This window comes from Paraburkholderia sp. IW21, assembly GCF_041321145.1.
Taxonomy (GTDB): domain Bacteria; phylum Pseudomonadota; class Gammaproteobacteria; order Burkholderiales; family Burkholderiaceae; genus Paraburkholderia.
In genome coordinates, this window is record NZ_JBGGWA010000009.1 from 60,268 (window position 1) to 83,189 (window position 22,922).

At 63.2% G+C, this 22,922-nt stretch carries 21 protein-coding genes and 1 tRNA gene; 14 read left to right on the forward strand and 8 right to left on the reverse strand.

Going from position 1 to position 22,922, the window contains the following annotated elements; genetic code table 11:
• Positions 1-38: 38 nt before the first annotated feature.
• Entirely contained in the window at positions 39-1,355 is a 1,317-nt protein-coding gene (gene cytX, locus ACAX43_RS21280; RefSeq protein WP_370710397.1) for a putative hydroxymethylpyrimidine transporter CytX, read from the reverse strand.
• A 197-nt stretch (positions 1,356-1,552) separates the two neighbouring features.
• Between cytX and ACAX43_RS21285 the strand changes: the two genes are divergently transcribed.
• The 7 genes from ACAX43_RS21285 (at position 1,553) to ACAX43_RS21315 (ending at position 8,730) form a co-directional block, all read left to right on the forward strand.
• A complete protein-coding gene (locus tag ACAX43_RS21285) occupies positions 1,553-2,866 on the forward strand; it encodes a replication-associated recombination protein A (RefSeq protein ID WP_370710398.1) in 1,314 nt (437 codons plus the stop codon).
• A 136-nt stretch (positions 2,867-3,002) separates the two neighbouring features.
• The gene (serS, locus tag ACAX43_RS21290) at positions 3,003-4,298 is read left to right on the forward strand and encodes a serine--tRNA ligase (protein ID WP_370710399.1); all 1,296 of its coding nucleotides are present in this window, start codon (positions 3,003-3,005) and stop codon (positions 4,296-4,298) included.
• Positions 4,299-4,481: 183 nt separating this feature from the next.
• A tRNA-Ser gene (locus ACAX43_RS21295) sits at positions 4,482-4,571 on the forward strand.
• Positions 4,572-4,844: 273 nt separating this feature from the next.
• On the forward strand, positions 4,845-6,146 hold the full coding sequence (locus tag ACAX43_RS21300; RefSeq protein ID WP_370710400.1) for an NAD(P)/FAD-dependent oxidoreductase: 1,302 nt from the start codon (positions 4,845-4,847) through the stop codon (positions 6,144-6,146).
• On the forward strand, positions 6,143-6,991 hold the full coding sequence (locus ACAX43_RS21305; protein ID WP_370710401.1) for a DUF1365 domain-containing protein: 849 nt from the start codon (positions 6,143-6,145) through the stop codon (positions 6,989-6,991). Before ACAX43_RS21300 ends, ACAX43_RS21305 begins: the two co-directional genes overlap by 4 nt.
• A 13-nt stretch (positions 6,992-7,004) precedes the next feature.
• The gene (locus ACAX43_RS21310) at positions 7,005-8,216 is read left to right on the forward strand and encodes a class I SAM-dependent methyltransferase (protein ID WP_370710402.1); all 1,212 of its coding nucleotides are present in this window, start codon (positions 7,005-7,007) and stop codon (positions 8,214-8,216) included.
• 1 nt (position 8,217) lies between these two features.
• Positions 8,218-8,730: a chalcone isomerase family protein gene (locus tag ACAX43_RS21315; protein ID WP_370710403.1), complete on the forward strand. Its 513-nt coding sequence runs from the start codon at positions 8,218-8,220 to the stop codon at positions 8,728-8,730.
• Between the two features lie 19 nt (positions 8,731-8,749).
• Here ACAX43_RS21315 and ACAX43_RS21320 read toward each other — a convergent pair whose 3' ends face one another.
• The 3 genes from ACAX43_RS21320 to ACAX43_RS21330 form a co-directional block, all read right to left on the reverse strand.
• Positions 8,750-9,796 carry an alpha/beta hydrolase gene (locus ACAX43_RS21320; protein ID WP_370710405.1) on the reverse strand — a complete coding sequence of 349 codons (1,047 nt, stop codon included), beginning with the start codon at positions 9,794-9,796 and terminating at the stop codon, positions 8,750-8,752.
• 135 nt (positions 9,797-9,931) lie between these two features.
• Entirely contained in the window at positions 9,932-11,257 is a 1,326-nt protein-coding gene (locus tag ACAX43_RS21325) for an Nramp family divalent metal transporter (protein ID WP_370710406.1), read from the reverse strand.
• A gap of 120 nt (positions 11,258-11,377) precedes the next feature.
• Positions 11,378-12,355: a ferritin-like domain-containing protein gene (locus ACAX43_RS21330; protein ID WP_370710407.1), complete on the reverse strand. Its 978-nt coding sequence runs from the start codon at positions 12,353-12,355 to the stop codon at positions 11,378-11,380.
• 388 nt (positions 12,356-12,743) lie between these two features.
• On the opposite strand from ACAX43_RS21330, the gene map reads away from it, so the two are divergent.
• The 5 genes from map (at position 12,744) to minE (ending at position 16,556) form a co-directional block, all read left to right on the forward strand.
• The gene (gene map / locus ACAX43_RS21335) at positions 12,744-13,529 is read left to right on the forward strand and encodes a type I methionyl aminopeptidase (RefSeq protein WP_370710408.1); all 786 of its coding nucleotides are present in this window, start codon (positions 12,744-12,746) and stop codon (positions 13,527-13,529) included.
• Between the two features lie 192 nt (positions 13,530-13,721).
• Complete coding sequence (locus ACAX43_RS21340; protein ID WP_370710409.1) at positions 13,722-14,255, forward strand: GNAT family N-acetyltransferase; 534 nt, start codon at positions 13,722-13,724, stop codon at positions 14,253-14,255.
• 200 nt (positions 14,256-14,455) lie between these two features.
• Positions 14,456-15,358, forward strand: a complete 903-nt coding sequence (gene minC / locus ACAX43_RS21345; protein WP_370710410.1) for a septum site-determining protein MinC — start codon at positions 14,456-14,458, stop codon at positions 15,356-15,358.
• A 104-nt stretch (positions 15,359-15,462) separates the two neighbouring features.
• Positions 15,463-16,278 (forward strand): septum site-determining protein MinD, encoded by an 816-nt coding sequence (minD, locus tag ACAX43_RS21350; RefSeq protein ID WP_063495093.1) that lies wholly within the window; start codon positions 15,463-15,465, stop codon positions 16,276-16,278.
• A 14-nt stretch (positions 16,279-16,292) separates the two neighbouring features.
• On the forward strand, positions 16,293-16,556 hold the full coding sequence (gene minE, locus ACAX43_RS21355) for a cell division topological specificity factor MinE (protein WP_028196771.1): 264 nt from the start codon (positions 16,293-16,295) through the stop codon (positions 16,554-16,556).
• Positions 16,557-16,885: 329 nt separating this feature from the next.
• On the opposite strand, the gene ACAX43_RS21360 is transcribed toward minE, so the two are convergent.
• The gene (locus ACAX43_RS21360; RefSeq protein WP_370710411.1) at positions 16,886-18,313 is read right to left on the reverse strand and encodes a chloride channel protein; all 1,428 of its coding nucleotides are present in this window, start codon (positions 18,311-18,313) and stop codon (positions 16,886-16,888) included.
• A 211-nt stretch (positions 18,314-18,524) separates the two neighbouring features.
• Between ACAX43_RS21360 and waaC the strand changes: the two genes are divergently transcribed.
• Together waaC and ACAX43_RS21370 are read left to right on the forward strand one after the other, a co-directional pair.
• Entirely contained in the window at positions 18,525-19,529 is a 1,005-nt protein-coding gene (gene waaC / locus ACAX43_RS21365) for a lipopolysaccharide heptosyltransferase I (protein ID WP_370710412.1), read from the forward strand.
• A 586-nt stretch (positions 19,530-20,115) separates the two neighbouring features.
• Positions 20,116-20,253, forward strand: coding sequence for a hypothetical protein (locus ACAX43_RS21370; RefSeq protein ID WP_172737638.1), 138 nt, complete (start codon positions 20,116-20,118; stop codon positions 20,251-20,253).
• A 139-nt stretch (positions 20,254-20,392) separates the two neighbouring features.
• Here ACAX43_RS21370 and ACAX43_RS21375 read toward each other — a convergent pair whose 3' ends face one another.
• The 3 genes from ACAX43_RS21375 to ACAX43_RS21385 form a co-directional block, all read right to left on the reverse strand.
• Positions 20,393-20,572 (reverse strand): hypothetical protein, encoded by a 180-nt coding sequence (locus ACAX43_RS21375; protein ID WP_370710413.1) that lies wholly within the window; start codon positions 20,570-20,572, stop codon positions 20,393-20,395.
• Between the two features lie 126 nt (positions 20,573-20,698).
• Positions 20,699-22,006: an MFS transporter gene (locus ACAX43_RS21380; protein ID WP_370710414.1), complete on the reverse strand. Its 1,308-nt coding sequence runs from the start codon at positions 22,004-22,006 to the stop codon at positions 20,699-20,701.
• Between the two features lie 217 nt (positions 22,007-22,223).
• Positions 22,224-22,775 (reverse strand): energy transducer TonB, encoded by a 552-nt coding sequence (locus ACAX43_RS21385; protein ID WP_370710628.1) that lies wholly within the window; start codon positions 22,773-22,775, stop codon positions 22,224-22,226.
• Between the last annotated feature and the right edge of the window lie 147 nt (positions 22,776-22,922).

Here is a 22,922-nt window from a genome sequence, read left to right on the forward strand (position 1 = left end):
AATGCAGGCCTTTTGTACTACGGCGATGCTGATGCGGCTTATGCGTACGCCGTTTTACGCGACGACACCAGCGCCAGATAACACACCGCGCCAATCACCAACGCGGGCAGCGTCGCGCCCAGATTCGGCAGCCATTGATTGATCGCCTGATACGACACGATCCCGATTGCCCACGATGCGAACGCGCTCAAATGCCAGCCGCCCGAGAAGCCATAACGGCCGCGAACGTCGCCGAGCACGGCGGCTTCAATGCGACGCTTGCGTACGATGAAGTGATCCACCAGCACCACGCCAAACAACGGCGCGAACACCGAGCCGATCAACAGCAGGAAGTTCTGATACTTCGCCATCGGCACGAGCAACGCGATCGCCGTGCACAACGCGCCAAACGCCGCCGACAACAACGGCACACTGCCGCGCGTCCAGAACGTGCCAGTGGAAACCGCTGCCGAATGGATGTCGGCGAACGCGTTGTCGACTTCGTCGATCAGGATCAGCAGCAGGGCCAAGCCCCCACCCGCTTGTGCAAGTGCGCCGGTGAGCAACGCATCGCCACCGCCTGCCGCGAGACCATAGATCGCGCCCAGCGCATAAAACCAGATGTTCGCAATGCCATAACCCAGCAGCGTGCCGCGAAAGGTTTCGCCGGGGCGTCGGCCGAAACGGGTGTAGTCGGCGATCAGCGGCAGCCACGACAGCGGCATCGCGACCACCAGATCGATTGCGCCGCCGAACGACATTTCGCCGGTTCCCGGACGGCGCATCAGCGCGGCCAGATCGTGCTTGGCGAGCAGGTTCCACGAGAGCCACGCGGCGCCCGCCAGCAGCAGCCAGATACCCCACGTGCGCAGGAAACGCCGCACGAACGACAGCGGGCCGCTAATCGCCAGCAGCGTCGCGAGCAAGCCGAAAATCACGGTCCAGATCAGCGGCATCGAAAAGCCGAAGGCCTGCTTGGCGAGTGCATCGGCGGAATCGCGCATCACGATGACTTCGAACGAGCCCCAGCCGACCAGCTGCACCGCGTTCAGCACGGCCGGCACCGATGCGCCGCGCACGCCGAGCGTCGGCCGCAGCGACGACATGGCCGCGAGCCCCGTATCCGTGCCGATCACGCCGGCCAGCGCCAGCAATACGACGCCGATCACGCTGCCGATGACGATCGCCAGCAACGCATGCGGCAGCGACAGCCCCGGCACCAGCAGCGCGCCCGCCTGCGCGACCAGCAGGCCGATGCCGAGCGAGAACCATAGCGCGAACGCGTCGCCGGTGCGGAACGCGCGGCGCGCGTCGGGCACCGGCGTGAGCGGTGCGTAGGTGGAGCCGGCGTTGCCGGCGAGTGGATCTTGTGCCATCTAATCTTGTCCCTGTTGGTGTTGCCTGCAAATTCGCGCGCGGTGTCGGTGTGAGTGCCGCCTGCCATCGTCCGAGCGCCGTCACTGTCATAATGCAGGACGTTGCCCGCACCCTTGCGTGCTGGCGTGGCTCACCGGCAGCACGCCGCCTTCACACGGACCGCGTCCGGAAAAGCCGAGATTATCCCCAAAACGTCATGTTTGAAGAAACCCGTGCCAATGTTCCGCTCGCCGAACGCCTGCGGCCCCGCAATATCGACGAAGTGATCGGCCAGAAGCATCTGCTCGGCCCGAACAAGCCGCTGCGGGTCGCCTTCGAATCCGGCGAAGCCCACTCGATGATCCTCTGGGGCCCGCCTGGCGTCGGCAAGACCACGCTCGCGCGGCTCATGGCCGACGCGTTTCACGCCGAGTTCATCGCGTTGTCCGCGGTGCTGTCGGGTGTGAAGGATATCCGCGAAGCCGTCGAGACCGCGCAGATTCATCGGGCGAACGGGCACCAGACGCTCGTGTTCGTCGACGAAGTGCATCGCTTCAACAAGAGTCAGCAGGACGCGTTCTTGCCGCACGTCGAGTCAGGGCTGTTCGTGTTCGTCGGCGCGACGACTGAGAATCCGTCGTTCGAGGTGAACAGCGCGTTGCTTTCGCGAGCCGCCGTCTACGTGCTGAAAAGCCTCACCGACGACGAGCAGCGCGAACTGCTCGACCGCGCGCAGAAAGAACTCGGCGGCCTCACGTTCACCGACGAAGCACGCGACGCCCTGATCGGTTCAGCCGACGGCGACGGCCGCAAGCTGCTGAACAACCTGGAAATCGTCGCGCGCGCGGCGGCCCAGCAGAAGAGCACCGAAATCGACGGTGCCTTGCTCGGCAGCGCGCTCGCCGAGAATCTGCGCCGCTTCGACAAAGGCGGCGACGCATTCTACGACCAGATCAGCGCGCTGCATAAATCCGTGCGCGGCAGCAGCCCGGACGGCGCGCTGTACTGGTTCTGCCGGATGCTCGACGGCGGCGCGGACCCGCGTTATCTCGCGCGACGTATCGTGCGCATGGCGTGGGAAGACATTGGCCTCGCCGATCCGCGCGCGGCTCGCATTGCGCTCGACGCGTCCGAAACCTACGAGCGCCTCGGTACGCCCGAAGGCGAATTGGCGCTGGCGCAGGCGGTTATCTATCTCGCGGTCGCGCCGAAGTCGAACGCCGGGTACAACGCGTACAACGAAGCGCGTCGTTTCGTGAGCAAGGATCAGTCGCGCGGCGTGCCGGTGCATCTGCGTAACGCGCCGACCAAGTTGATGAAGGAACTCGGCTACGGTCACGAATATCGCTATGCGCACGACGAACCTGACGCCTATGCTGCCGGTGAAACCTATCTGCCGGAGAACATGCGCGATCCGCATTGGTACGAGCCGACGCCGCGCGGCCTCGAAGGCAAGATCGGCGACAAGATGGCGCGTCTGGCCGAACTGGATGCGCAGTGGCGCAGCGAGAACAAGCCGAAGAAGGGTTGAGGCTTTTTGCTTGTGCTTCGGCGGCCGATTGGGACGCCGTGTCGCCATTCCGCACGCCTTGACCATCTAACGCCCCGGCCGCCCGCGCCGGTGCGCTAAAATCCCCGCTTCATACAACGAATACCCGCCCCATCCCATGCTCGACATCCAGCTGCTGCGCAAAGACCTCGACGGCGTCGCCAAGCGCCTCGCCGACCGCGGCTATACCCTCGACGTGGCGGCATTCACCGCGCTCGAAGCGGAACGCCGCGACACCCAGACCCGTACCGAAGAGATGCAGGCGCGCCGCAACACCCTGTCGAAGCAGATCGGCGGGATGAAAGGGCGGGGCGAGGACACCTCGGCGCTGATGGCCGAAGTGGGCGGCATCGGCGACGAGATGAAGGCGTCGGCGGCCAGGCTCGACGATATCCAGAAGCGTCTGTCGGACCTGCTGCTCGGCGTGCCGAACCTGCCGCACGAAAGCGTGCCGATGGGCAAGGACGAAGCCGGGAACGTCGAAGTGCGCCGCTGGGGCGCGCCGCGCCAGTTCGATTTCGAGGTGAAGGATCACGTCGACGTCGGCACGCCGCTCGGCCTCGACTTCGAGACCGGCGCGAAACTGTCGGGCGCGCGTTTCACGTTGCTGCGCGGCCAGATTGCGCGGCTGCATCGCGCGCTGGCGCAGTTCATGATCGACACGCACACGCTGCACCACGGCTACACCGAGGTCTACACGCCGTACATCGTGAATCCCGAGATTCTGTACGGCACGGGCCAACTGCCGAAATTCGCCGACGACATGTTCCGCGTCGAGAAGGGCGGCGACGAGAACACGGTGACGCAATATCTGATTTCCACGTCGGAGATCTCGCTGACCAACACGGTGCGCGACAGCATCGTCGAACCGGACGCGTTGCCGATCAAACTGACCGCGCATTCGCCGTGCTTCCGCTCCGAAGCGGGCTCGTATGGCCGCGACACGCGCGGCCTGATTCGCCAGCATCAGTTCGACAAGGTCGAGATGGTGCAGATCGTCGCGCCGGAAACGTCGTACGACGCGCTGGAGGAGATGGTCGGCCACGCTGAGACGATTCTGCAGAAGCTGGAGTTGCCGTATCGTGTGATCACGCTGTGCACGGGCGATATGGGTTTCTCGGCTGCCAAGACGTATGACCTGGAAGTGTGGGTGCCCGCGCAGAATACGTATCGCGAAATTTCGAGCTGCTCGAATACGGAGTCGTTCCAGGCTCGCCGGATGCAAGCGCGTTTCCGTAATGCGCAGGGTAAGCCGGAACTGGTGCATACGCTGAACGGTTCGGGGCTGGCTGTCGGCCGGACGCTCGTGGCCGTGCTGGAGAACTTCCAGAACGCGGATGGCTCGGTGACGGTGCCGGCGGCGCTGCGTCCGTACCTTGGTGGCGTGGAACGGCTGGAAGTGCCGGCGGCCTGATGGGTGTCGGGCTCGTGCCGGGCTGATGTCGCTGCCCATTGCCAAGTCCCTTTCAAAATTTTTCAACGAGGGGCTTGGAAATCGTATTCAGCTGTTTTATAATCTTTTTCTCCCGAGCAACGACCCGCTTGGATCTGATTCAACAGCAACTCAGCAGCCTCGTTGCTGTAAGTCGGAAGACCCGGAAAGGTGGCAGAGTGGTCGAATGCGCTGGACTCGAAATCCAGTGTACCTTTAGGGGTACCGTGAGTTCGAATCTCACCCTTTCCGCCAAATTTAAAAAAACCCCCGCAAAGCGAAAGCTCTGCGGGGGTTTTTGCTATGGGGTGCCGAAGTCGAGTCCTGGGTCTGGCTGACGACCTACGCCACCTTCTTCCTTGAATCGAGGTCTCATATCGCTAGCCGCTGCGTCGAGCAGCCCCGCCCCCAAAATCCGCCATCTTTGCATCCATTTCAGCCCCCGCTGCGTAAATCCCCTCAAGGACGCGCAAACCCCGCCACATCCCACTAACCAGCCGCGCGCCCGCAAGGCCAGGAGACGCGCCCATGACCCACCCAGCACCGACCTCACCACTACCGCGCGGCTCGCGGGTCGCGGTCATCGGCGCCGGTATTTCGGGTTTAGCCAGTGCCTATCTGCTGGCGCGCAACCATCAGGTGACCGTGTTCGAATCGGCGGCCTACGCGGGCGGCCACACCAACACCGTCGACGTCATGCTCGAGGGCCACACACATCCCGTCGATACCGGCTTCCTGGTTTTCAACGACCGCACCTACCCGAATCTGATCGCGCTGTTCGCCGAACTGGGCGTGGAGTCGCATCCGAGCGAAATGACCTTCTCGGTCTCGCTCGACGAAGGCCGCCTCGAATGGGCGGGCACCAGCCTGAACACCGTGTTCGCGCAGCGCCGCAACCTGTTCTCGCCGACCTTCATCGGCATGCTGCGCGACATCATGCGTTTCAACAGCAGTGCGCAAAGCAATCTCGAGATCGCGACGCAAACGCGTGCGTCGATGGGCGAACTGCTGACGGCCGGCGGCTACGGCGGCGCGTTCCAGCGCCACTACCTGCTGCCGATGGCCGCCGCAATCTGGTCGAGCGCCACCGCCGACATCCTCGCGTTCCCGGCCACGACCTTCCTGCGCTTCTGTCTGAACCACGCGCTGCTGCAGGTAAATCGCCGGCCGCAGTGGAAGACGGTCGTCGGAGGCGGGCGCGAATATGTGCGGCGCATCGTCGGCACGCTCAATGACGTTCGCGTCGGCACGGCCGTTAGAGGCGTGCGGCGCGATGCCGACGGCGTCGATGTCTTCACGGACGACGGCACCGAGCGTTTCGACGCACTCGTGCTCGCCACCCACGCGCCGACCACGCTGCGCTTGCTCGAAGACGCCGATCAGGACGAGCGCAGCGTCTTGAGCGCGGTGCGCTACCAACCGAACGTTGCCGTGCTGCATACGGATACGAATCTGCTGCCGCGTCGTCAGCGGGTGTGGTCGGCGTGGAATTATCTGGGGCGCCGCGGCGCCGACGGCACGCACCCGGTGTGTGTCAGTTATCTGGTGAACCAACTCCAGCCGCTCCCGTTCAAGACACCGCTTGTCGTCACGCTCAATCCTGTGACGCCGCCCGCGCCGGGCACCGAGCTGCGCCGTTTCGTCTACGACCATCCGCTGTTCGACCTGGCCGCCATCGATGCGCAGCACCGTCTGCCGTCGCTGCAAGGCAAACGCCGCACATGGTTCGCGGGCGCGTGGACGGGCTATGGTTTCCACGAAGACGGTCTGAAATCGGCGCTGCGCGTCGCCGCCGATTTCGACGCTTCGCCGGCATGGGCCACGCTATGAATCCCGCCCGCACCGCCGACGTCGGTCCGGCCGCCTGGCTCCTGACGGGCCAGGTGATGCACGAACGTCTGCGGCCCAGGCATCATCGCTTCACGTATCCGGTGTTCTACGTGCGCTGCGATCTGGACCGTCTGGCGTCGCTCGATAGCGGCTGGTTCGGCATCGACCGCTGGCGTCCGCTTGGCTTGCACAAACGCGACCACGGTCCGCGCGACGGCAGCGATCTCGCCACATGGATGCGCGCGCAACTATCGGCAGCGGGTATTGAAGAAGCGGATGGCAAGATCTGGTTGCAAGCGTTCCCGCGCGTGTTCGGCTACGCATTCAATCCGGTCAGCTTCTGGTTCTGCGACGACCGCGACGGCCATCTGCGCGCACTGTTAGCCGAAGTGCGCAATACCTTCGGCGATCGCCACAGCTATCTGCTGAGCGCTGCGGGCAACGCACCGATCACGGCTGAAACGCAACTCAAATGCCGCAAAGTGCTGCACGTGTCGCCGTTTTGCCGTGTCGAGGGGAGCTACGCATTTCGCGTCAGACAGACGCCGAATAGTGCGTTTGTCTCGATCGATTATGAAGATGCTGATGGTCTGCTGATTCGCACAGCACTGGGCGGCCGCTTAAAGCCCTTAACGCGCTCGAGCGCACTCGCCGCGCTGATTCGCCAGCCGTTGCTGACTTTCGGCGTCGTCGCAAGAATTCATTGGCAGGCGTTGCGCCTCGCCATCAAAAAAGCGCCGTTCTACGGCAAAAATCCTGCGCCGGGCCGCACCGCCGACGCATCCACCGACCCCGCCGCAGCCGGCCAACCGTCCGCCGCTGCGCGCCCCATTTCGTCCGATTGAGGAGTATTCAGCCATGGCGCTTTCAAGAACCCTGAGCGGGCACCGAACCGCCCCCGCGTCAGGCCGTCTGTTTCTATCTCTGCTCGAACGGATTCAGGTTGGGCATCTGGTGCTGATCACGCCCGACGGTCAGCAGCGCGTGTTCGGCGATCCGCACGCGGCGCCGGGCGCGCGTCTGGAATTGCGCGACTGGCGTGCCTGCGGTGCGATTCTGCGCAAAGGCGATATCGGTTTCGCTGACGCATGGCGTGCGTTCTGGGTCGACACGCCCGATCTGGCCGCATTGCTTCGCGTCGCAATCCTCAACGAGCGCGCGCTGCAACGCACGGTCTACGGCGGCTGGCTCGCGCAACTCTGGTACGGGTTGCGTCATAAGCTGAGGCCCAATACGCGTTCGGGCAGCCGACGCAATATTCACGCGCATTACGACATCGGCAACGCCTTCTACTCGCAGTGGCTGGACTCCACGTTCACGTATTCGAGTGCGGTGTTCGACGGCAATTTCCATCAATCTCTCGAAGACGCGCAGCATGCGAAGTATCAATGCATCATCGATACGCTCGGTTTGCGCGAGGGCATGCGCGTTCTTGAAATTGGCTGCGGGTGGGGCGGTTTTGCGATGCATGCGGCACGCCAGGGCATTCACGTGCACGGTGTGACGATCTCGCCGGCGCAACTCGAATTCGCTCAGAAACGCGTGAGCGAAACCGGCTTGAGCGACCGGGTGCACCTCGAGTTGCGCGACTATCGCACGCTGACTGGCCAGTACGACGGCATTGTATCGATCGAAATGTTCGAAGCCGTCGGGGAAAAATTCTGGCCGACGTACTTCCGCACTCTCCGCGAACGTCTGCAGCCAGGCGCACGCGCGCTCGTGCAAACCATCACAATCGACGATTCGCACTTCGCCGCTTATCGTGCGACCAGTGACTTCATCCGCGAATTCATTTTCCCGGGCGGCATGTTGCCGAGTCCGCAGCGTTTCATTGCCGCGGCGCGGCGTGGCAAGCTCGCGGCGCGCACGTCGTTGTCGTTCGGTCGAGATTACGCCGAGACACTGCGTCGCTGGCGCAGTGCGTTCGAAGCGCGGCTCGATACGATCCGCACACAGGGCTTCGATGAGGTTTTTGTGCGGACGTGGCGGCTATATCTGGCGTATTGCGAAGCCGGCTTCGATGAAGGACGCACCGACGTGATGCAGTTCGTACTCGCATCGGCGGACTGACATGCGCGCGCTCGTGGCTCTCGTATTGGTGTTGTGGGCGAGTGCCGCCTGCGCCGATTGGCGCGGCGACGTGCAGTCCGCAAAACTCGTCGGCGAAGGCGATTTCAGCATCCTCGGCTTCAAGCTGTATCGCGCGCAGATGTGGAGCGAACGCGTGCCCGTCGACTATGACGAACGCTTCGCGCTGCATATCATTTATACCCGCGGGATCAAGCGCGAGCGATTCGTTGACGCGGGTATCAAAGAGATCAAGCGTTTGTCGAGTACGCCGATTCCGCACGACACGCTCGAACGCTGGCGCGCGGACATGCTGCAAGCGTTCGTCGATGTCGAGCCTGGCGATCAGCTAAGTGCGGTGTATTTGCCGGGGAAAGGCGTGCGCTTCTATGCAGGCGAACGCATGACCGGCGAATTCGACGATCCGGCATTTGCCCGTGCATTCTTTGGCATCTGGCTTGATCCGTCGACGCGTGCGCCGACGTTGCGCAAGGAACTGCTCGGCACGGCGCAGTAGTTCGCGCCGCGCACACGATTCAATCCTTATGGCCCAATGTGCTCTGCTTCTGGCAATCGGCACTCGCAGCCGATGCGGACGCGGCAGCACAAGGTGCGACATTCATCCTGGCACTTCGCCGCATTTGATAGACGTTGCCAGGCGTGTCTGAAGAGGCCGGTGAACGTTGCGCCTCACCGTCACGCTGCGCTGTATTGCGCACCTGTGCATTGATAAACGCGCTCGTATCGTCGAGTACCGGAGCAAACCCACGCAAGGGCGCCGCGATCGCGCCGACCAGCAGTGCGTGCCCGATCCGCGGATAGTGCTTCACTTCAACAGCCGTATCGCCGGAAGCGCGCAACTTTGCCGCGAGCCGGTCGGTGTTGCCCGGATCGACCGTCGTATCCCGCTGACCTGCCGCGAGGAACATCGGCGGCTCATCCCCTTCCACGAAGTTGATCGGCTGACTGGCGGCGCGCAAGGCGGGTGGGAAAATCTCTTCGAGCGTGGCATCGTGCAGCGGCAGAAAATCGTAGGGTCCGGCAAGGCCGATCACGCCGCGCACGTCGCTTTTGCTCATCTTCTGCGCCGCGAGATAGCGGCCGTCGGTCGCCAGCAGCATCACGATGTGCGCGCCTGCGGAGTGTCCCATCAGAAAGATCTGTGAGGGGTCGCCGCCGAACTCGGTCGCGTGATCGCGGGCCCAGCGCACGGCCGCGGCCGCATCGTCGACAAAGCCGGGGAAGGCGGTTTCCGGCCACGTCCGGTAATCGGGCACCACGGCGACAAAGCCGCGCGAGGCCAGCGCCGCGCCGACGAACAGATAGCTGCTGCGCGAGCCGTTCTGCCAGCTTCCGCCGTAGAAGAACACGACGATCGGGCGGCCGTGCGGGCCGGCTTGCGGCGCATTGGCGGCAGGCGTGTAGACGTCGAGTTTCTGACGTGCTGCATTGCCGTAATCGAGGCCGGTGTCGGAATGGAAATTCTTGTGCGATACGGCAGCGTTGAGCACGCCGGCAACGCTGCAGCCGCCTAAAGCGGCGAGCGCCAACGCGGCGGTCAGGGTAAGCAGGCGTCGAGGCATGAGAGTCAGGTCCGTCCGAAATGATTCGTTCGAACAATGTACGCGCCATTTCCCTGACCGGATGCAGATGCCCGGCCTGGGTTAGGCGGCAACGCTCGCTCAAACCGCACGACGAATTAGACGGGCGCGATCGCCTTAGCCCGCGTGAAACGGCGGCCAGGGCGAGATACCCGCCACTTGCAGCAGCAGAACGAGATTGAGCGCGAGTACGACAACCGTCCCGAGTACCGCAGCGATCGTCGTCGAGCGGCGGTTCCGGTAGCGGCCCATCAAGTCGCCGCGCGAGGTGAACCATACCAGCGCGATCATCGGAACCGGCAGCGCGATACTCAACACCACCTGGCTCAGGACCAGCGCGCGCGTCGCGTCCACTCCGCAGGCAACCACTACGAAGGCCGGCACCATCGTGATCAGCCGCCGCGCCCACACGGGGATATGAAAGCCGACGAAGCCCTGCATGATCATTTGCCCGGCCATCGTGCCGACGACCGAACTCGATACGCCGGACGCAATCAGTGCAGCCAGAAAGAGCCCCGCCGCGGCGCCGCCGAGCAGCGGAGTCAGCGTGCGCCACGCGGTTTCGATGCTGGCGATCTCCGCGTGACCCGCATGAAACGCGCTCGACGCCATGATGACCATGGCCATGTTGATGAGCCCGGCGACACCGAGCGCAACCACCACCTCGATATTCGAAAACCGCAGCAGCTTGGCACGTTCGCCTTCGTTGCGCGGCTTCACACGATTCTGCGTGAGTCCCGAATGCAGAAACAGCACATGCGGCATGACTGTCGCGCCGATGATGCCGACCGAAATCGTCAGCGCGTTGCTGTCGGGCATGCTCGGCGTGAACGTATGCTTGACGACCGATGGCCAATGCACGGGCGCAATCAGCAACTCGGCGAGGTACGACAGCCCGATCACGCCGATCAGCGCCGCGATCGCCAGTTCAAGCGGACGGAAGCCGCGTTTCTCGAACTGCAGCAAGCCATAGGTGACGGCCGCGGTAATCAGCATGCTCGGCATCATGGGTAGATGCGTCAGCAACGAAACGCCGATCGCGCCGCCGACGAATTCCGCCAGATCGGTCGCCATCGCCGCGATTTCGCTGATGCCCCACATCGCGAGCACGCAACGGCGCGGCAGCGCCGAGCGGCATAACTCGGCGAGATTGCTGCCGGTCACGAGTCCGAGCTTGGCGGACAAAGACTGAAACAGCATGGCCACGATGTTCGCCACCGCCACCACCCACAGCAGCGTATAGCCGTAACCGGCGCCCGCCTGAATATTGGTGGCGAAGTTGCCCGGGTCCATATACGCGATCGAGGCCACCACTGCCGGTCCGACGAACGGCAGTATCGCGCGCAAGCCGCGGCGCCGTCCCGCCAACGTCTCGCGGACGTCGAAGCAGGTCTGCTCGGTGAGGGTCTGCGGCACGGCGGCCTGGCTCATCGCTTCGTTCATGACTGCTCCTGTACGTCGTCAAGTGTTCAAGGCAATACAGGGAAGGCCGGCCAACGGGTGAGCGCGATCGTCATCGCGGCGACCCGTTGCCGGTGCAGCTGGCACGGCAAGTTACATGCGTCAGGCGCTCATATTGAGCGTACCGTTCACACCGTTCGGGAAGAACCCGCCCTTGGTCGCCGCGGAGCTCGTGAGATAGACGATGTTGAGCACGTTGCCATAGCCGCGGCTGAAGGCTAGCCCGTTGCTGTCGAGCGGCACGATATTCGACGAGCCGGGCGTCGCGCCGGTGATGCCCTGATCGTCATGGCCGTTCTGGTCGAGGCTGGCGCGCGCGGCGGAGATCGCGTTAGCGGCGGTGTAGATACTTGCCGTATTGACGCCCTTTGCGAACAGTACCGTGCGTACGAGACCTGCGTGATACGCCTCGGCCGCGAGAATGCCGGCAGCCGCTTCGAGGAAGGTCTTGTTGGTGATGAGCGGGGAAGCGCCCTTGTAGGCGGTTACGCCGACGTCTTCGAAGATGTACGCGCCGAGCAGGAAGTTATTGTCGTTCGCATACGGGTTGAACGCGACACCCGCGGCGACCAGTCCCGCTGCGCGCGCCGCATTCGAGAACGCGCCGTTCGGATCGGTGCCGCCGATGTCGATCGAAGGCATCGCGACAGCCGACGACCCCAACGCGCTGCGCAGGAAGCTGACGTGCTCGCGTTCGTCGTTGGCGATCTCGTTCGCATACGCCTTGACGACCGGATCCTGGAACGGCACTTGCTGGCCTGGGATTACCGTGCCCATCGTGCCGACGCCGGCTGTCATGCTCGCGGCCAGTCCGGCGCCCGTCGTGGCGTACGTATAAAACTGCGATTCGAGGTACTCCAGATTCAGCGCGAAGTTCAGAATCTCCGCATCGGTGGGTGCGCTGGCGGCCGATACGCTGTCGCCGGAACCGCCGCCGCACGCACTGATCAGCGTGCCGCCGACTAAACCTAGACCCAGGCCGCCAGCGTTACGGAAAAACTGTCTGCGTTGCAGGCGCCGTTCGACCCGGCGATCGAATGTATCGATAAGTTCTGCTGATTTATTGCTGGTTTCTGACATGGCGATGCTCCTCAGTTGGTTCGCTGCCAATGCCGCGGACTCGCGACGCATACGCGCTGAAAATTTCTACCCACGCAATGCAACGACGCAAATCGCGGACTCAAAAGAGGGCTCAATTCTTCTGAGAAGAACTAAACGATGTGGGGAGAAGAAACGAGTCCTCAACCGCCTTTACGGATCGAATGCGCGGCTAGATGCAAACCTCGCAAAAGATTTCTATGTGCGCTCGCAGCACGTGATCGACCTGTCCACGGCCGCCGGATCTTCAGCGCAGATCGGCGGGCGGCAAAGCCTCCAGCGAGCAAGTTTGACCCGATTCGCGCGGGCCGTCCGGCGATCCTCTGTACAATTGGCCGATCGTCAACATCGATCCACCCCGACCGAATTCATGGCCATTACCTACAAGACTCCCGACGACATCGCCAGGTTGCGCGTTTCCGGCCGCCTCGCGGCCGACGTACTGGCGATGATCGGCGAGCACGTCAAGGCCGGTGTTTCCACCGACGAGCTCGACGCGCTGTGCAACGACTACATTGTCAATACGCAAAACTCGATTCCGGCAAATGTCGGCTATCTGGGTTTTCCGAAGACGGTCTGCACCTCCGTCAACCAGGTGGTATGTCACGGCATTCCCAACCGCGGTGAAATCCTCAAGGACGGCGACATCGTCAATATCGACGTGGCGATCATCAAAGACGGCTACTTCGGCGACACCAGCCGCATGTATTGCGTCGGCAAGCCGAGCCCGGTGGCGCGCCAACTGATCGACACGACTTATGAAGCGATGCTGGCCGGCATCCGCGAGGTGAAGCCGGGCGCCACGCTGGGCGACGTCGGCTACGCGATCCAGAAGGTTGCGCAGCGCGACGGCTTCTCGATCGTGCGCGACTACTGCGGCCACGGCATCGGCAAGGTCTATCACGAAGACCCGCAAGTGCTGCACTACGGTCAGCCGGGGCAGGGCGCGCGTCTGAAGCCCGGCATGGTCTTCACGATCGAGCCGATGGTCAACGCGGGCCGCGCCGGTACCTCGGTGCAACGCGACGGCTGGACAGTGGTCACCAAAGACCGCTCGCTGTCCGCGCAGTGGGAGCACATGGTCGCCGTGACCGAAGAGGGCTACGAGTTGCTGACGCCGTGGCCGGACGGCACCGGCGATTACGAAGCGCCTTGAACACGGCGGCCAGCGCGCGCCACGAACCGGCTATCAAGGCGGCGGGCGTGCGAAATGCCGCGCAATTGGCGCGCGGCTCCTGTACCTTGTTGGACCGGCGCGTCGGTCGGTCCGCTCGAGTAAATAAGGATTTGACTCGCGCGCCGGTTCGGTTAAAGCTACGCCTTAGGATTTCAAGGGGTTTTCGTCTGCATGAGTCCGTCATTGACCGTTCGCCGTATCGCCGCTGATCAAGGTGCCGTTTTTCGCGAACTCCGTACTGCGTCGCTGCGGGAGGCGCCCTATGCCTTCGGCGAAACGCTAGAGGACGCGTTATCGGCAGATGCCGCCAGTTTCGATGCCACCGCCGCGGAACACGCTGTTTCGTTTGCCGCCACCAGTTTCATCCTCTACACCGAGGGCCATCCGGCAGGACTGATCGAAGCCTATTTCGACGACACCGCGGCGCACCGTGGGTTCGTCTGCGAGTTGTGGGTGGCGCCGGCCGTGCGTCATCTGCGAGGTGGCGAGCTGCTGGTCGATACGGCCAGCGCCTGGCTCGCCGGCGAAGGCGCCACGGAAATCTATGCATGGGTCGCCGACGCCAACCGCAATGCGATGCGCTTTTACGAGGCGCTCGGCTTTGGTCCGACCGGCGAGCATCGGCGCGTCGTACGCGCGCCCGAGCAGGCCGAAAGCCTGCTGGTGCGCCACGTTCCGACCACGTCGCAGGTGTTTCAGCAGTGATCCCGCGAGCGGCGCGTCAGCCCTGCCGCTCAAATCCCATCCGCGTTGCTACAGCGTTCACGGCCGAACAATCGGCCGAAGCGCGGCCTGAATGGCCGAGGCGCGGCCAGATCGTGGCCGCGGCGGCGAGTTCTGTCGGCAAAAAAGCTCGCCGTCCGCCTGGACGCCTGTAAAATACGCAAAATTTTTTGCCGAACGCTATGTCGCCCAAGAAATCGCCCTTTTTCGAACTCCGCAGCGGCTCTGTCGACACGCTCCTGTTCGTGGTCAAGACAACCGACCTCGACGCCATGCGTGCCGAACTGACCCGGCGCTTCGAGGCGACCCCCGAGTTTTTCGCTAACGACGTCGTCGCCATCGACGTGCGCCGTCTCGCCGAGAACGAACGCGTGCCGCTCGCCGACATCGCGCAACTGCTCGACAGCGTACGCATGCGTCCGGTCGGCGTGGTGGCCAATGCGCAGCAGGCGTGGGCGGCTGAGTCCGCGCTGCCGTTGCTGGAAGCACGTGACCGTCGCGGCGCCGCCGCGAAATCCGCGGACGAAGAAGGCGCTAGCGCCGCTGCGTCACCCGACGCCGCCGCGAAATCCGCGGACGAAGAAGGCGCTAGCGCCGCTGCGTCACCCGACGCCGCCGCCATGAGGGCCACGCCGGCGGCCGATCTGTTCTCGGCAGTAGCCGGGGCGCCCCCTGAAACCGGCGCGCCGGCCACGACCGCCGCTGTCGAACCCGCACCCGCCGCCGAGCCGGTGCGCCTCGCCACCTCGTCGCAAACCATGGTGGTCGACAAGCCGCTGCGTTCCGGCCAGCGCATCTACGCAAAAGGCGATCTGGTCGTGCTCGGCCTCGTGAGCTACGGCGCGGAAGTGATCGCGGAAGGCAACATCCACATTTACGCGCCGCTGCGCGGCCGGGCGTTGGCCGGCGTGCAGGGCAATCACGACGCGCGCATCTTCTGCACGTGTCTCGAACCTGAACTGATCTCGATCGCGGGCATCTACCGTACGACTGAGAACCCGCTGCCGGCTGACGTGCTCGGCAAGCCGGTGCAGATCTGGCTCGAAGAAGAAAAACTGATGATCGAACCGCTGCGGCTCACGTAATCGACGTGACGCGCGCGCTGTCCTGAACGGTCTCGACGCGCGGCGTTTCACGGCAAATAGGGCCGCACATAATTGACGAATTTGACGAACACAAGGTAAGGGTAATGGCAAAAATCATTGTGGTGACTTCGGGCAAGGGTGGCGTGGGCAAGACGACCACGAGCGCGAGTTTTGCATCGGCCCTCGCATTGCGGGGCAGCAAAACCGCCGTGATCGACTTCGACGTCGGCCTGCGCAACCTCGACCTCATCATGGGCTGTGAGCGCCGTGTGGTGTACGACCTGATCAACGTGATCCAGGGCGAAGCCAACCTCAACCAGGCGCTGATCAAGGACAAGAAGTGCGAGAACCTGTTCATTCTGCCGGCCTCGCAAACGCGCGATAAAGACGCGCTGACCATGGAAGGCGTCGAGAAGGTCATCAACGACCTGATCGCGATGGACTTCGAATTCATCGTCTGCGATTCGCCGGCGGGTATCGAATCGGGCGCGCTGCTCGCCATGCACTTTGCTGACGAAGCACTGATCGTGACCAATCCGGAAGTCTCGTCGGTGCGCGACTCGGACCGCATCCTCGGCATTCTGTCGTCCAAGACCAAGCGCGCGATCGAAAGCAAGGAGCCGATCAAGGAACACCTGCTGATCACCCGCTATAACCCGAAGCGCGTGAGCGAAGGCGAAATGCTGTCGCTTACCGACATCCAGGAGATTTTGCGCATCGATCTGATCGGCGTGATTCCGGAATCGGAAGCGGTGCTGCATGCGTCGAATCAGGGCCTGCCGGCGGTGCACCTCGACGGCACGGATGTCGCCGAAGCCTACAAAGATGTCGTGTCGCGTTTCCTCGGCGAGCAGAAGTCGCTTCGCTTTACCGATTACCAGAAGCCAGGGCTGCTGCAGCGCCTCTTCGGAACCAAGTAAGGGGAACGCACGTCATGTCGATTCTTTCGTTTTTGCTGGGCGAGAAGAAGAAGTCCGCGTCGGTAGCGAAGGAACGCCTGCAGTTGATCATCGCGCACGAGCGCGCCGGCGGCCATGCGCCTGCCGATTACCTGCCTGCGTTGCAACGCGAACTGGTGGCCGTGATTTCGAAGTACGTGAAAATCTCCAACGACGATATTCGTGTGAGCCTGGAACGCCAGGACGACCTCGAAGTGCTCGAGGTCAAGATCGAAATACCGCAGGCTGGTTCTGCATAACGTGCTGCGCGTTCTGCTTCGTTTCGTCGATGTGACGTGACAGGGTGGAGCGCGTAAGCGCTGTCCTCTTCCTGTTCTTTCTGCTGTTCAATCTGACGCGTGGATGCAGGTTCTACGCGCTGTCTGTCCCTTCGTTCTTTCCTTCCTGTTCGAGCGTGCTGCGCTGCCGTGTAGTGCCGCACACGTCCACGCGTTGCTACGCCATGCTCGAAATAATCCGTTGCACTTCGGGGCTACCGGGTACACGGCGCCGTGCTGGCGGTCATGCTCGCCGGCTGCGTGGTCGTTCCGGCGCGGCCGATGTATATGCGCGCACCGGCTATCGTTGTTTACTGAGGCGGGGCGCCGGTGCCGCTTTCAGTATCGGCTTCGCCATTGAGTTCGCCGACCACGGCCGGTTCCGGCTCCGGCGCCTCGACTTCGGGCACTTCGGGCACGGGCGCGGGTGCGGGCTGCGGCAGCGGCGCCATATAGCGCTCCGCCAGCGACTCATACAACGGCGGCGCGAAGAAACGTGCCACACGGGTCGAAATCAACGCGGTGGCCATCAGCGAAATTACCAGCGCGTGACCATCGATCATCTCCATCACGATCACGAACGACGTAATCGGCGACTGCGTCACGGCGGCAAGATAGCCGACCATGGCGAGCGCGATCAGCATGGGCAATTGCATCGAGCCGAACACCATGTGCAGCAGATTGCCGAAGCCGGCGCCGATCGACAGCGACGGTGCGAAGATGCCGCCCGGAATGCCCGGCAGATACGAGCCGACCATCGAGATCATCTTCAGAAACGGATAGAACACGGACAGATGCTCATGCCCGTCGAGCAGCCCACGCGCTTCCGCATAGCCGCTGCCGAAGGTCGTGCCGCCGGAGATCAGGCCGGCCACCGCGATTACGAGACCGCACAGCGCGGCGAACACGACCGGCCGCTCGCCATGCAGCTGACGCAGCGGCGCCGGAATCCAGCGCGCGGTGTTCAGCAGCAGCCAGCCGAACACGCCGCCTGCGATACCGGTAACGATCGCCGTGAGCAGGACCGCCACCGCCAGCAGATCGGGGAAATGCGCGCCGATCTGGATGGTGCCGAAATAGGTGTAGTTGCCGTTCAGCCCGAGTGCGATCACACCGGCGATGATGATCGCGGTAATCAGCACGCCGCTCGCGCGGGCTTCGAAGCTGCGAGTGAGTTCCTCGATCGCGAACACGATTCCGGCCAGCGGCGTATTGAACGCGGCGGACAAACCCGCTGCCGCGCCGGCCAGCACCAGTTGCCGTTCGATCAGCGCGTTCGAGCGTGGGTACAGCCGCCTCAGATTGAACATCAGCGCCGCACCGACCTGCACGGTCGGTCCTTCACGGCCGATCGTGAAGCCGCCGAGAATCGCCAGAAACGACACGGCAATCTTGCCGAACAGAATCCGGAACGACAGCAGCCGTTTGCCGTATTCGGTAGGCTTCGAATGCAGGGTGGCGATCACTTGCGGAATGCCGCTGCCTTCGGCGCCGCGGAAGAACTTGCGCGTGAGCCAGACGGCGAGCGCCGCGACCGCGGGCGTCACGATCAACGGCGCCCACACGTGCTGTTGCTGCATCGTGCGGAACTCGCCGTAGCCCCAATCGATCAGCCTCGCATACAACACCGCCACCAGTCCGACCGCCACTGCGCCGAGCCAGAAGACACCATACTGCCGCCACAGGCGCCTGGCGCGACGCACGATGCTGGAAGAGAGAGGAGGGAATGCCCGGGACATGAGGGAGTGTTGGCGCAAAGGGTGAATTATAGAGCTTGGCGACTCGATGAAATCGTATGAAAGTATTTTGAAACGCAATAAAACGGCTATCCGTAAGGCATGTAATGTAATGCGCGGTATTAATGATTGCACGCTCCGGTACAGTGTTCATTAAGGATTATTCCAATCGTCAGCTAAAATAGTTTGACGTATGAACAACTCACAGGTCCCCATGAAGCGAGTCCTGATCGTCAAGGTCACTTCACTCGGCGATATCGTGCAGGCGTTGCCGGTCGTCGCCGATATCAAACGCGCGTTTCCCGGCGTTCAAGTGGATTGGGCCGCAGACGAAGCGTTCGCCGAGGTGGTGCATTGGAGCGAGAGCGTAGATCGCGTGCTTTGCGCGCCGCTGCGCCGCTTCAAGAAAGCGCGCCACTGGGCCGATTTCAAGGCGATCGCGGCGTCGATCGCCGAACTTCGCGCCTATCGCTACGACTTCATCATCGACATTCACGGCGTGTACAAGAGCGCGATCATTGCTTTTCTGGCGCGCTCGTCGAAGCGAATCGGCTACCAGTCCCAGGATCTGGGCGAGCGGGGCGCCGCGTTTGCCTACACCGGGCGTTTCGGCCCGCGTCCGCGGTGCAACGCCTGGCATGGCATGCGCATCAGCGCCGGCGAGGCGCTGGGTTACGAGGTTGAAGGCCCGGCCGTCTACAATCTGCATCTGCCCGACCCGGCTGCCGCGCCGTTCGCCGCTAACGGCGCGCCGGTCGCGGCGCTCTTTCATGCCACCTCGAAAGACGACAAGAAGTGGCCGCTGACCCATTGGATGACGGTCGGCCGCGATTTGGCGCAGCGCGGTTTTCACGTGGTGTTGCCGTGGGGTTCGGAAGACGAGCGAGCCGCGGCGCGGCACATCGCGTCGCAGGTGCCGGGTTCAACCGTGCTGCCAAAGATGAGCGTGACCGAAATCGCGCAGATGATCGACGCATGCGCGCTGGTGGTGGGCACCGATACGGGTTTCGTCCATCTCGCGCATGCATTGCGGAAGCGCACGGTCATGATCTTTGTGGCGACCTCGCCGTCGCATTGCGGTATTGATGCGCCATTCCGCTCGATCTCGATCGGCGACGGCCACTCGGTGCCCCCGATCAGCGCCGCCTTGGAGGCAATCGACTACGTGTACACCGAGCCGCATGCAGTGGGATTGCCGCACAACTCGGCCGCCGCCTGAGCGCAGCTTTTCGCGCTTTCGCGCAATCGTTTGCCTAAAAAGAAAAGAGGCGCGACGCACAGTCCGCCCAGTCAACGAGCGCTGCCACGGAACGCCTCCGAAAAACGCCCGCGTCGGGGAACTGCGGGCGGAGAGGAATCGCTGCACTGAAAGTCAAGACGTGCAGTGCGAGTGCTTGTCCATTCGTTTGCCCCACATTGGCGCCGCACATTACACGCCTGTTAAATCTGTCGCTTTTCGTTGAGTGCCCAATTGGCTACCGTGTCGTTTTTCGCGTGATCGCGAGTTTGGGCATGAGGCGCGAAAGCGCTCACCCGATGCGCATCATCAGCGCCTTTATCCGCGCGTCCGCCGTTAGGCAGGGCCTGCGCCGGCTTCACATCTTCAAGGCAGTATAGGTGGCGTTTTCATCTGACGTGAGTCCGTCGTTGCCGTACTTCGAGCGCCACCGGTTTCGGGGCTCAAACGTGTAACACCCCGGTGATTTTCCCTTACAAATGGCAACGTTCGTGCGAGGCGGGGTCGTGTTCAATCGAGTCATTCGGGGTTTCGGCTCGAATGACTCTGACACGAAGGAGAAAACAATATGAAACGCTTAGTCCTTACCCTGATCGCAGGTACGCTGCTGGCAACGGCGCTCGGCGGCTGCATCGTAGCCCCGGCCCCGGGCTATTACTACGGTGGCGGCGGCTACTACCATCATGGTGGCTACTATTACCGGTAACCGCCAAGGCTCGCGGCAAGAGCGGTGGCCATACAGAGCGCCAGGCCGTGCGATTGCCGCGTGTATGAGCAGGCATCGGCAGTCGTCAACCCGGTTCAAGCCACCGCGCGCCGCGACCGGCGCGGTCGCGCTTGACCGCTCAGGCCAGCAGCATTTCGAAAGCGATCACCGCGGTGATCGCAGCCACGTTCGCGGCAAGCGCTTCCACGACGATGCCCTTCCACGTCGCCGGACGAAAGCGCAACGCCAGTAGCAGCGAACACAGCAACGCCAGCGCGATGATCATCACAACGTCCGCGTTGTGGAGATGAATATTCATCCGAGCCTCCCTGCTTGCCATAGGGTTATTGGATTCGAGTATAGGCAAGTCATAAAGACGCGCAAGGCCGGGGATTGACTCAGCGCGCCCTCCACTCCGCGCGCCTTTACCCCCCTTTACCCCGCTTCACATCAAATGCGAGTCGCGGGTCTCGCGCATGCACAGCACGCCGATCAGGCTGACGGCCGCGGCGATCGACACATAAGCTCCCACCCATGGCAGCCCGCCGTGCGCCGCCAGCACCTGCGCGATATACGGCGCGACCGATGCGCCGAGAATCCCGCCGAGGTTATATGACACGCCCGCACCGGTATAACGCACGTTGGTCGGGAACAGTTCCGGCAGCAGCGCGCCCATCGGCGCAAAGGTCACGCCCATCAGGAACAGTTCGATCACGAGGAACAGCAGCACGAGCGGCGGTTCTCCACTGCCGAGCAACGGCGCCATCGTGAAGCCCGACAGGATCGCCGCGATGATGCCGACGATCAGCACCGGCTTGCGGCCATAGCGGTCGCTTGCCCAGGCCGACAGCGGCGTGGCGAGCGCCATGAACACCACCGCGATGCACAGCAGGCCGAGGAATGTTGGCCGCGGAATATGCAGCGCCGACACGCCGTACGACAGCGAAAACGTCGTGGCGTTATAGAAGAGGGTGTAGCAGACCACCATCGCCAGCGCGCCAAGCAGCGTGGGCAGCCAGTGCTGCGAGAGCAGGGTGACGATCGGCACCTTCACGCGTTCCTTGCGTTCGATGGCCGCCTGAAACGCGGGCGTCTCGGCGATTTTCAACCGCACGTACAAGCCGAGCGCGACCAGCACCGCGCTGACGAGGAACGGCACGCGCCAGCCCCAGCTGCGGAATTGTTCGTCGGAGAGCGACAGGGCGAGGGCGAAGAACAGACCGTTCGACGCCAGAAAGCCGATCGACGGCCCAAGCTGCGGGAACATCCCGAACCAGCCGCGTTTGCCGGCCGGCGCGTTTTCGGTGGCGAGCAGCGCCGCGCCACCCCATTCGCCGCCAAGGCCGATGCCCTGACCGAAGCGCAGCACACACAGCAGGATCGGCGCGAGGCTGCCGATCGAGTCGTAGCCCGGCACGAAACCGATCAGCGTGGTGGACACGCCCATGACCAGCAGCGAAGCGACCAGCGTCGACTTACGACCGATCCGGTCGCCGAAGTGGCCGAAAATGAACGAGCCGATCGGGCGCGCGACGAACGCGATGCCGAACGTGACAAAGGCCGACAAGGCTTGAGCCGTTGCCGAGCCGTGCGGAAAAAACACGGGACCGATGACGAGCGCCGCAGCGGTCGCATAGACGTAGAAATCGTAGAACTCGATCGCGGTGCCGATAAAGCTCGCGAAGATGATCCGCGCGCTGCTGTTCTGCCCGGCCGCATTGGGCTGGGCCGCGGAAATCGGCGAAGTGGACATGCAGGGTCTCCAAATGGCGTGATGCTGCAAGGCGCCGTGCATCGCGATGTGCTGGCGGCGCGCGTTCAGGCGGCATCGGTTTTCAGGTTCGTGCGCGTCGGCGCGTCTCGCTGGCGTGCGAAGCCATGCGCGGCGCGGGCGACGCAGCGTCAGCTTACAACGGCAGCCGACGGCGGTCGCGGGCGAACGCGCTTATACCACGGGAATAGCCAGGTGCTCAGTCGATGGTCTGCGCTTGCGGCGAGGCGAACTCGCGCAACTGGAATTTGCCGTTGTCGTTGAACAGCCAGTCTTCGAACAGTTCGAGCTGCCCGCGGCCGTTCAGCAAGGCGCCGGGTGGTTGCGGCAGCGGCGAGGCACGCCGCAAGGTGGCGAGCGCGGTGCTCTCGGCTTCGTCGTCGCCATTGGTGCGATAGACCGACGACTCCACCACCTGGCCGTTGCGGTCGACCGTGAACGACACCACCACCAGCGAGCGCAGCATCGCTTGCGGCGTGCCGCGCAACACATAGGACGGGCTGCGTTCGAGGATGCGTCGGGCGACGGCGCTGCGGTACTGGTCAAGCGTCGCACTATTGACGGCCGCCGCTGGCGTACTGACGAGCGGGCGTGGCGGCGGTGTGATGGTGCAGCCGGTCATGGCTGCGAGCGCCAAAACCGAAGCCACCGTCAACGCCGACGCCGAGCCATGCGCATGCGATAGCGATGCGTTGACGCGGGAAGCGAAGCGTCCAGTCAGACGGCGAAGGTGACGCGGGCGGGTGAGCATCGTCGTAGGAAGCACTGAGACAGGGCCTAACTTGATGGTAGTCAAAAAGTACCAGGATGCAATTGTCGTTCGCCCTGTATGACGATGCAAAAATCGTCTGATTCGGCGCGCTCGTACGCCGCGCCTTGGGGGCTTTCCATTGCCTTT

Bases quoted from the DNA above. Each gene is read 5' to 3' on its own strand.
- minC (WP_370710410.1), top strand. From the start codon at position 14,456: ATGTCGCCCAAGAAATCGCCCTTTTTCGAACTCCGCAGCGGCTCTGTC.
- serS (WP_370710399.1), top strand. From the start codon at position 3,003: ATGCTCGACATCCAGCTGCTGCGCAAAGACCTCGACGGCGTCGCCAAG.
- ACAX43_RS21325 (WP_370710406.1), bottom strand. From the start codon at position 11,257: ATGAACGAAGCGATGAGCCAGGCCGCCGTGCCGCAGACCCTCACCGAG.
- minE (WP_028196771.1), top strand. From the start codon at position 16,293: ATGTCGATTCTTTCGTTTTTGCTGGGCGAGAAGAAGAAGTCCGCGTCG.
- ACAX43_RS21320 (WP_370710405.1), bottom strand. From the start codon at position 9,796: ATGCCTCGACGCCTGCTTACCCTGACCGCCGCGTTGGCGCTCGCCGCT.
- ACAX43_RS21285 (WP_370710398.1), top strand. From the start codon at position 1,553: ATGTTTGAAGAAACCCGTGCCAATGTTCCGCTCGCCGAACGCCTGCGG.
- ACAX43_RS21370 (WP_172737638.1), top strand. From the start codon at position 20,116: ATGAAACGCTTAGTCCTTACCCTGATCGCAGGTACGCTGCTGGCAACG.
- ACAX43_RS21375 (WP_370710413.1), bottom strand. From the start codon at position 20,572: ATGAATATTCATCTCCACAACGCGGACGTTGTGATGATCATCGCGCTG.
- ACAX43_RS21385 (WP_370710628.1), bottom strand. From the start codon at position 22,775: ATGCTCACCCGCCCGCGTCACCTTCGCCGTCTGACTGGACGCTTCGCT.
- map (WP_370710408.1), top strand. From the start codon at position 12,744: ATGGCCATTACCTACAAGACTCCCGACGACATCGCCAGGTTGCGCGTT.
- ACAX43_RS21305 (WP_370710401.1), top strand. From the start codon at position 6,143: ATGAATCCCGCCCGCACCGCCGACGTCGGTCCGGCCGCCTGGCTCCTG.
- ACAX43_RS21380 (WP_370710414.1), bottom strand. From the start codon at position 22,006: ATGTCCACTTCGCCGATTTCCGCGGCCCAGCCCAATGCGGCCGGGCAG.
- ACAX43_RS21330 (WP_370710407.1), bottom strand. From the start codon at position 12,355: ATGTCAGAAACCAGCAATAAATCAGCAGAACTTATCGATACATTCGAT.
- ACAX43_RS21300 (WP_370710400.1), top strand. From the start codon at position 4,845: ATGACCCACCCAGCACCGACCTCACCACTACCGCGCGGCTCGCGGGTC.
- ACAX43_RS21315 (WP_370710403.1), top strand. From the start codon at position 8,218: ATGCGCGCGCTCGTGGCTCTCGTATTGGTGTTGTGGGCGAGTGCCGCC.
- cytX (WP_370710397.1), bottom strand. From the start codon at position 1,355: ATGGCACAAGATCCACTCGCCGGCAACGCCGGCTCCACCTACGCACCG.
- ACAX43_RS21340 (WP_370710409.1), top strand. From the start codon at position 13,722: ATGAGTCCGTCATTGACCGTTCGCCGTATCGCCGCTGATCAAGGTGCC.
- waaC (WP_370710412.1), top strand. From the start codon at position 18,525: ATGAAGCGAGTCCTGATCGTCAAGGTCACTTCACTCGGCGATATCGTG.
- ACAX43_RS21360 (WP_370710411.1), bottom strand. From the start codon at position 18,313: ATGTCCCGGGCATTCCCTCCTCTCTCTTCCAGCATCGTGCGTCGCGCC.
- minD (WP_063495093.1), top strand. From the start codon at position 15,463: ATGGCAAAAATCATTGTGGTGACTTCGGGCAAGGGTGGCGTGGGCAAG.
- ACAX43_RS21310 (WP_370710402.1), top strand. From the start codon at position 7,005: ATGGCGCTTTCAAGAACCCTGAGCGGGCACCGAACCGCCCCCGCGTCA.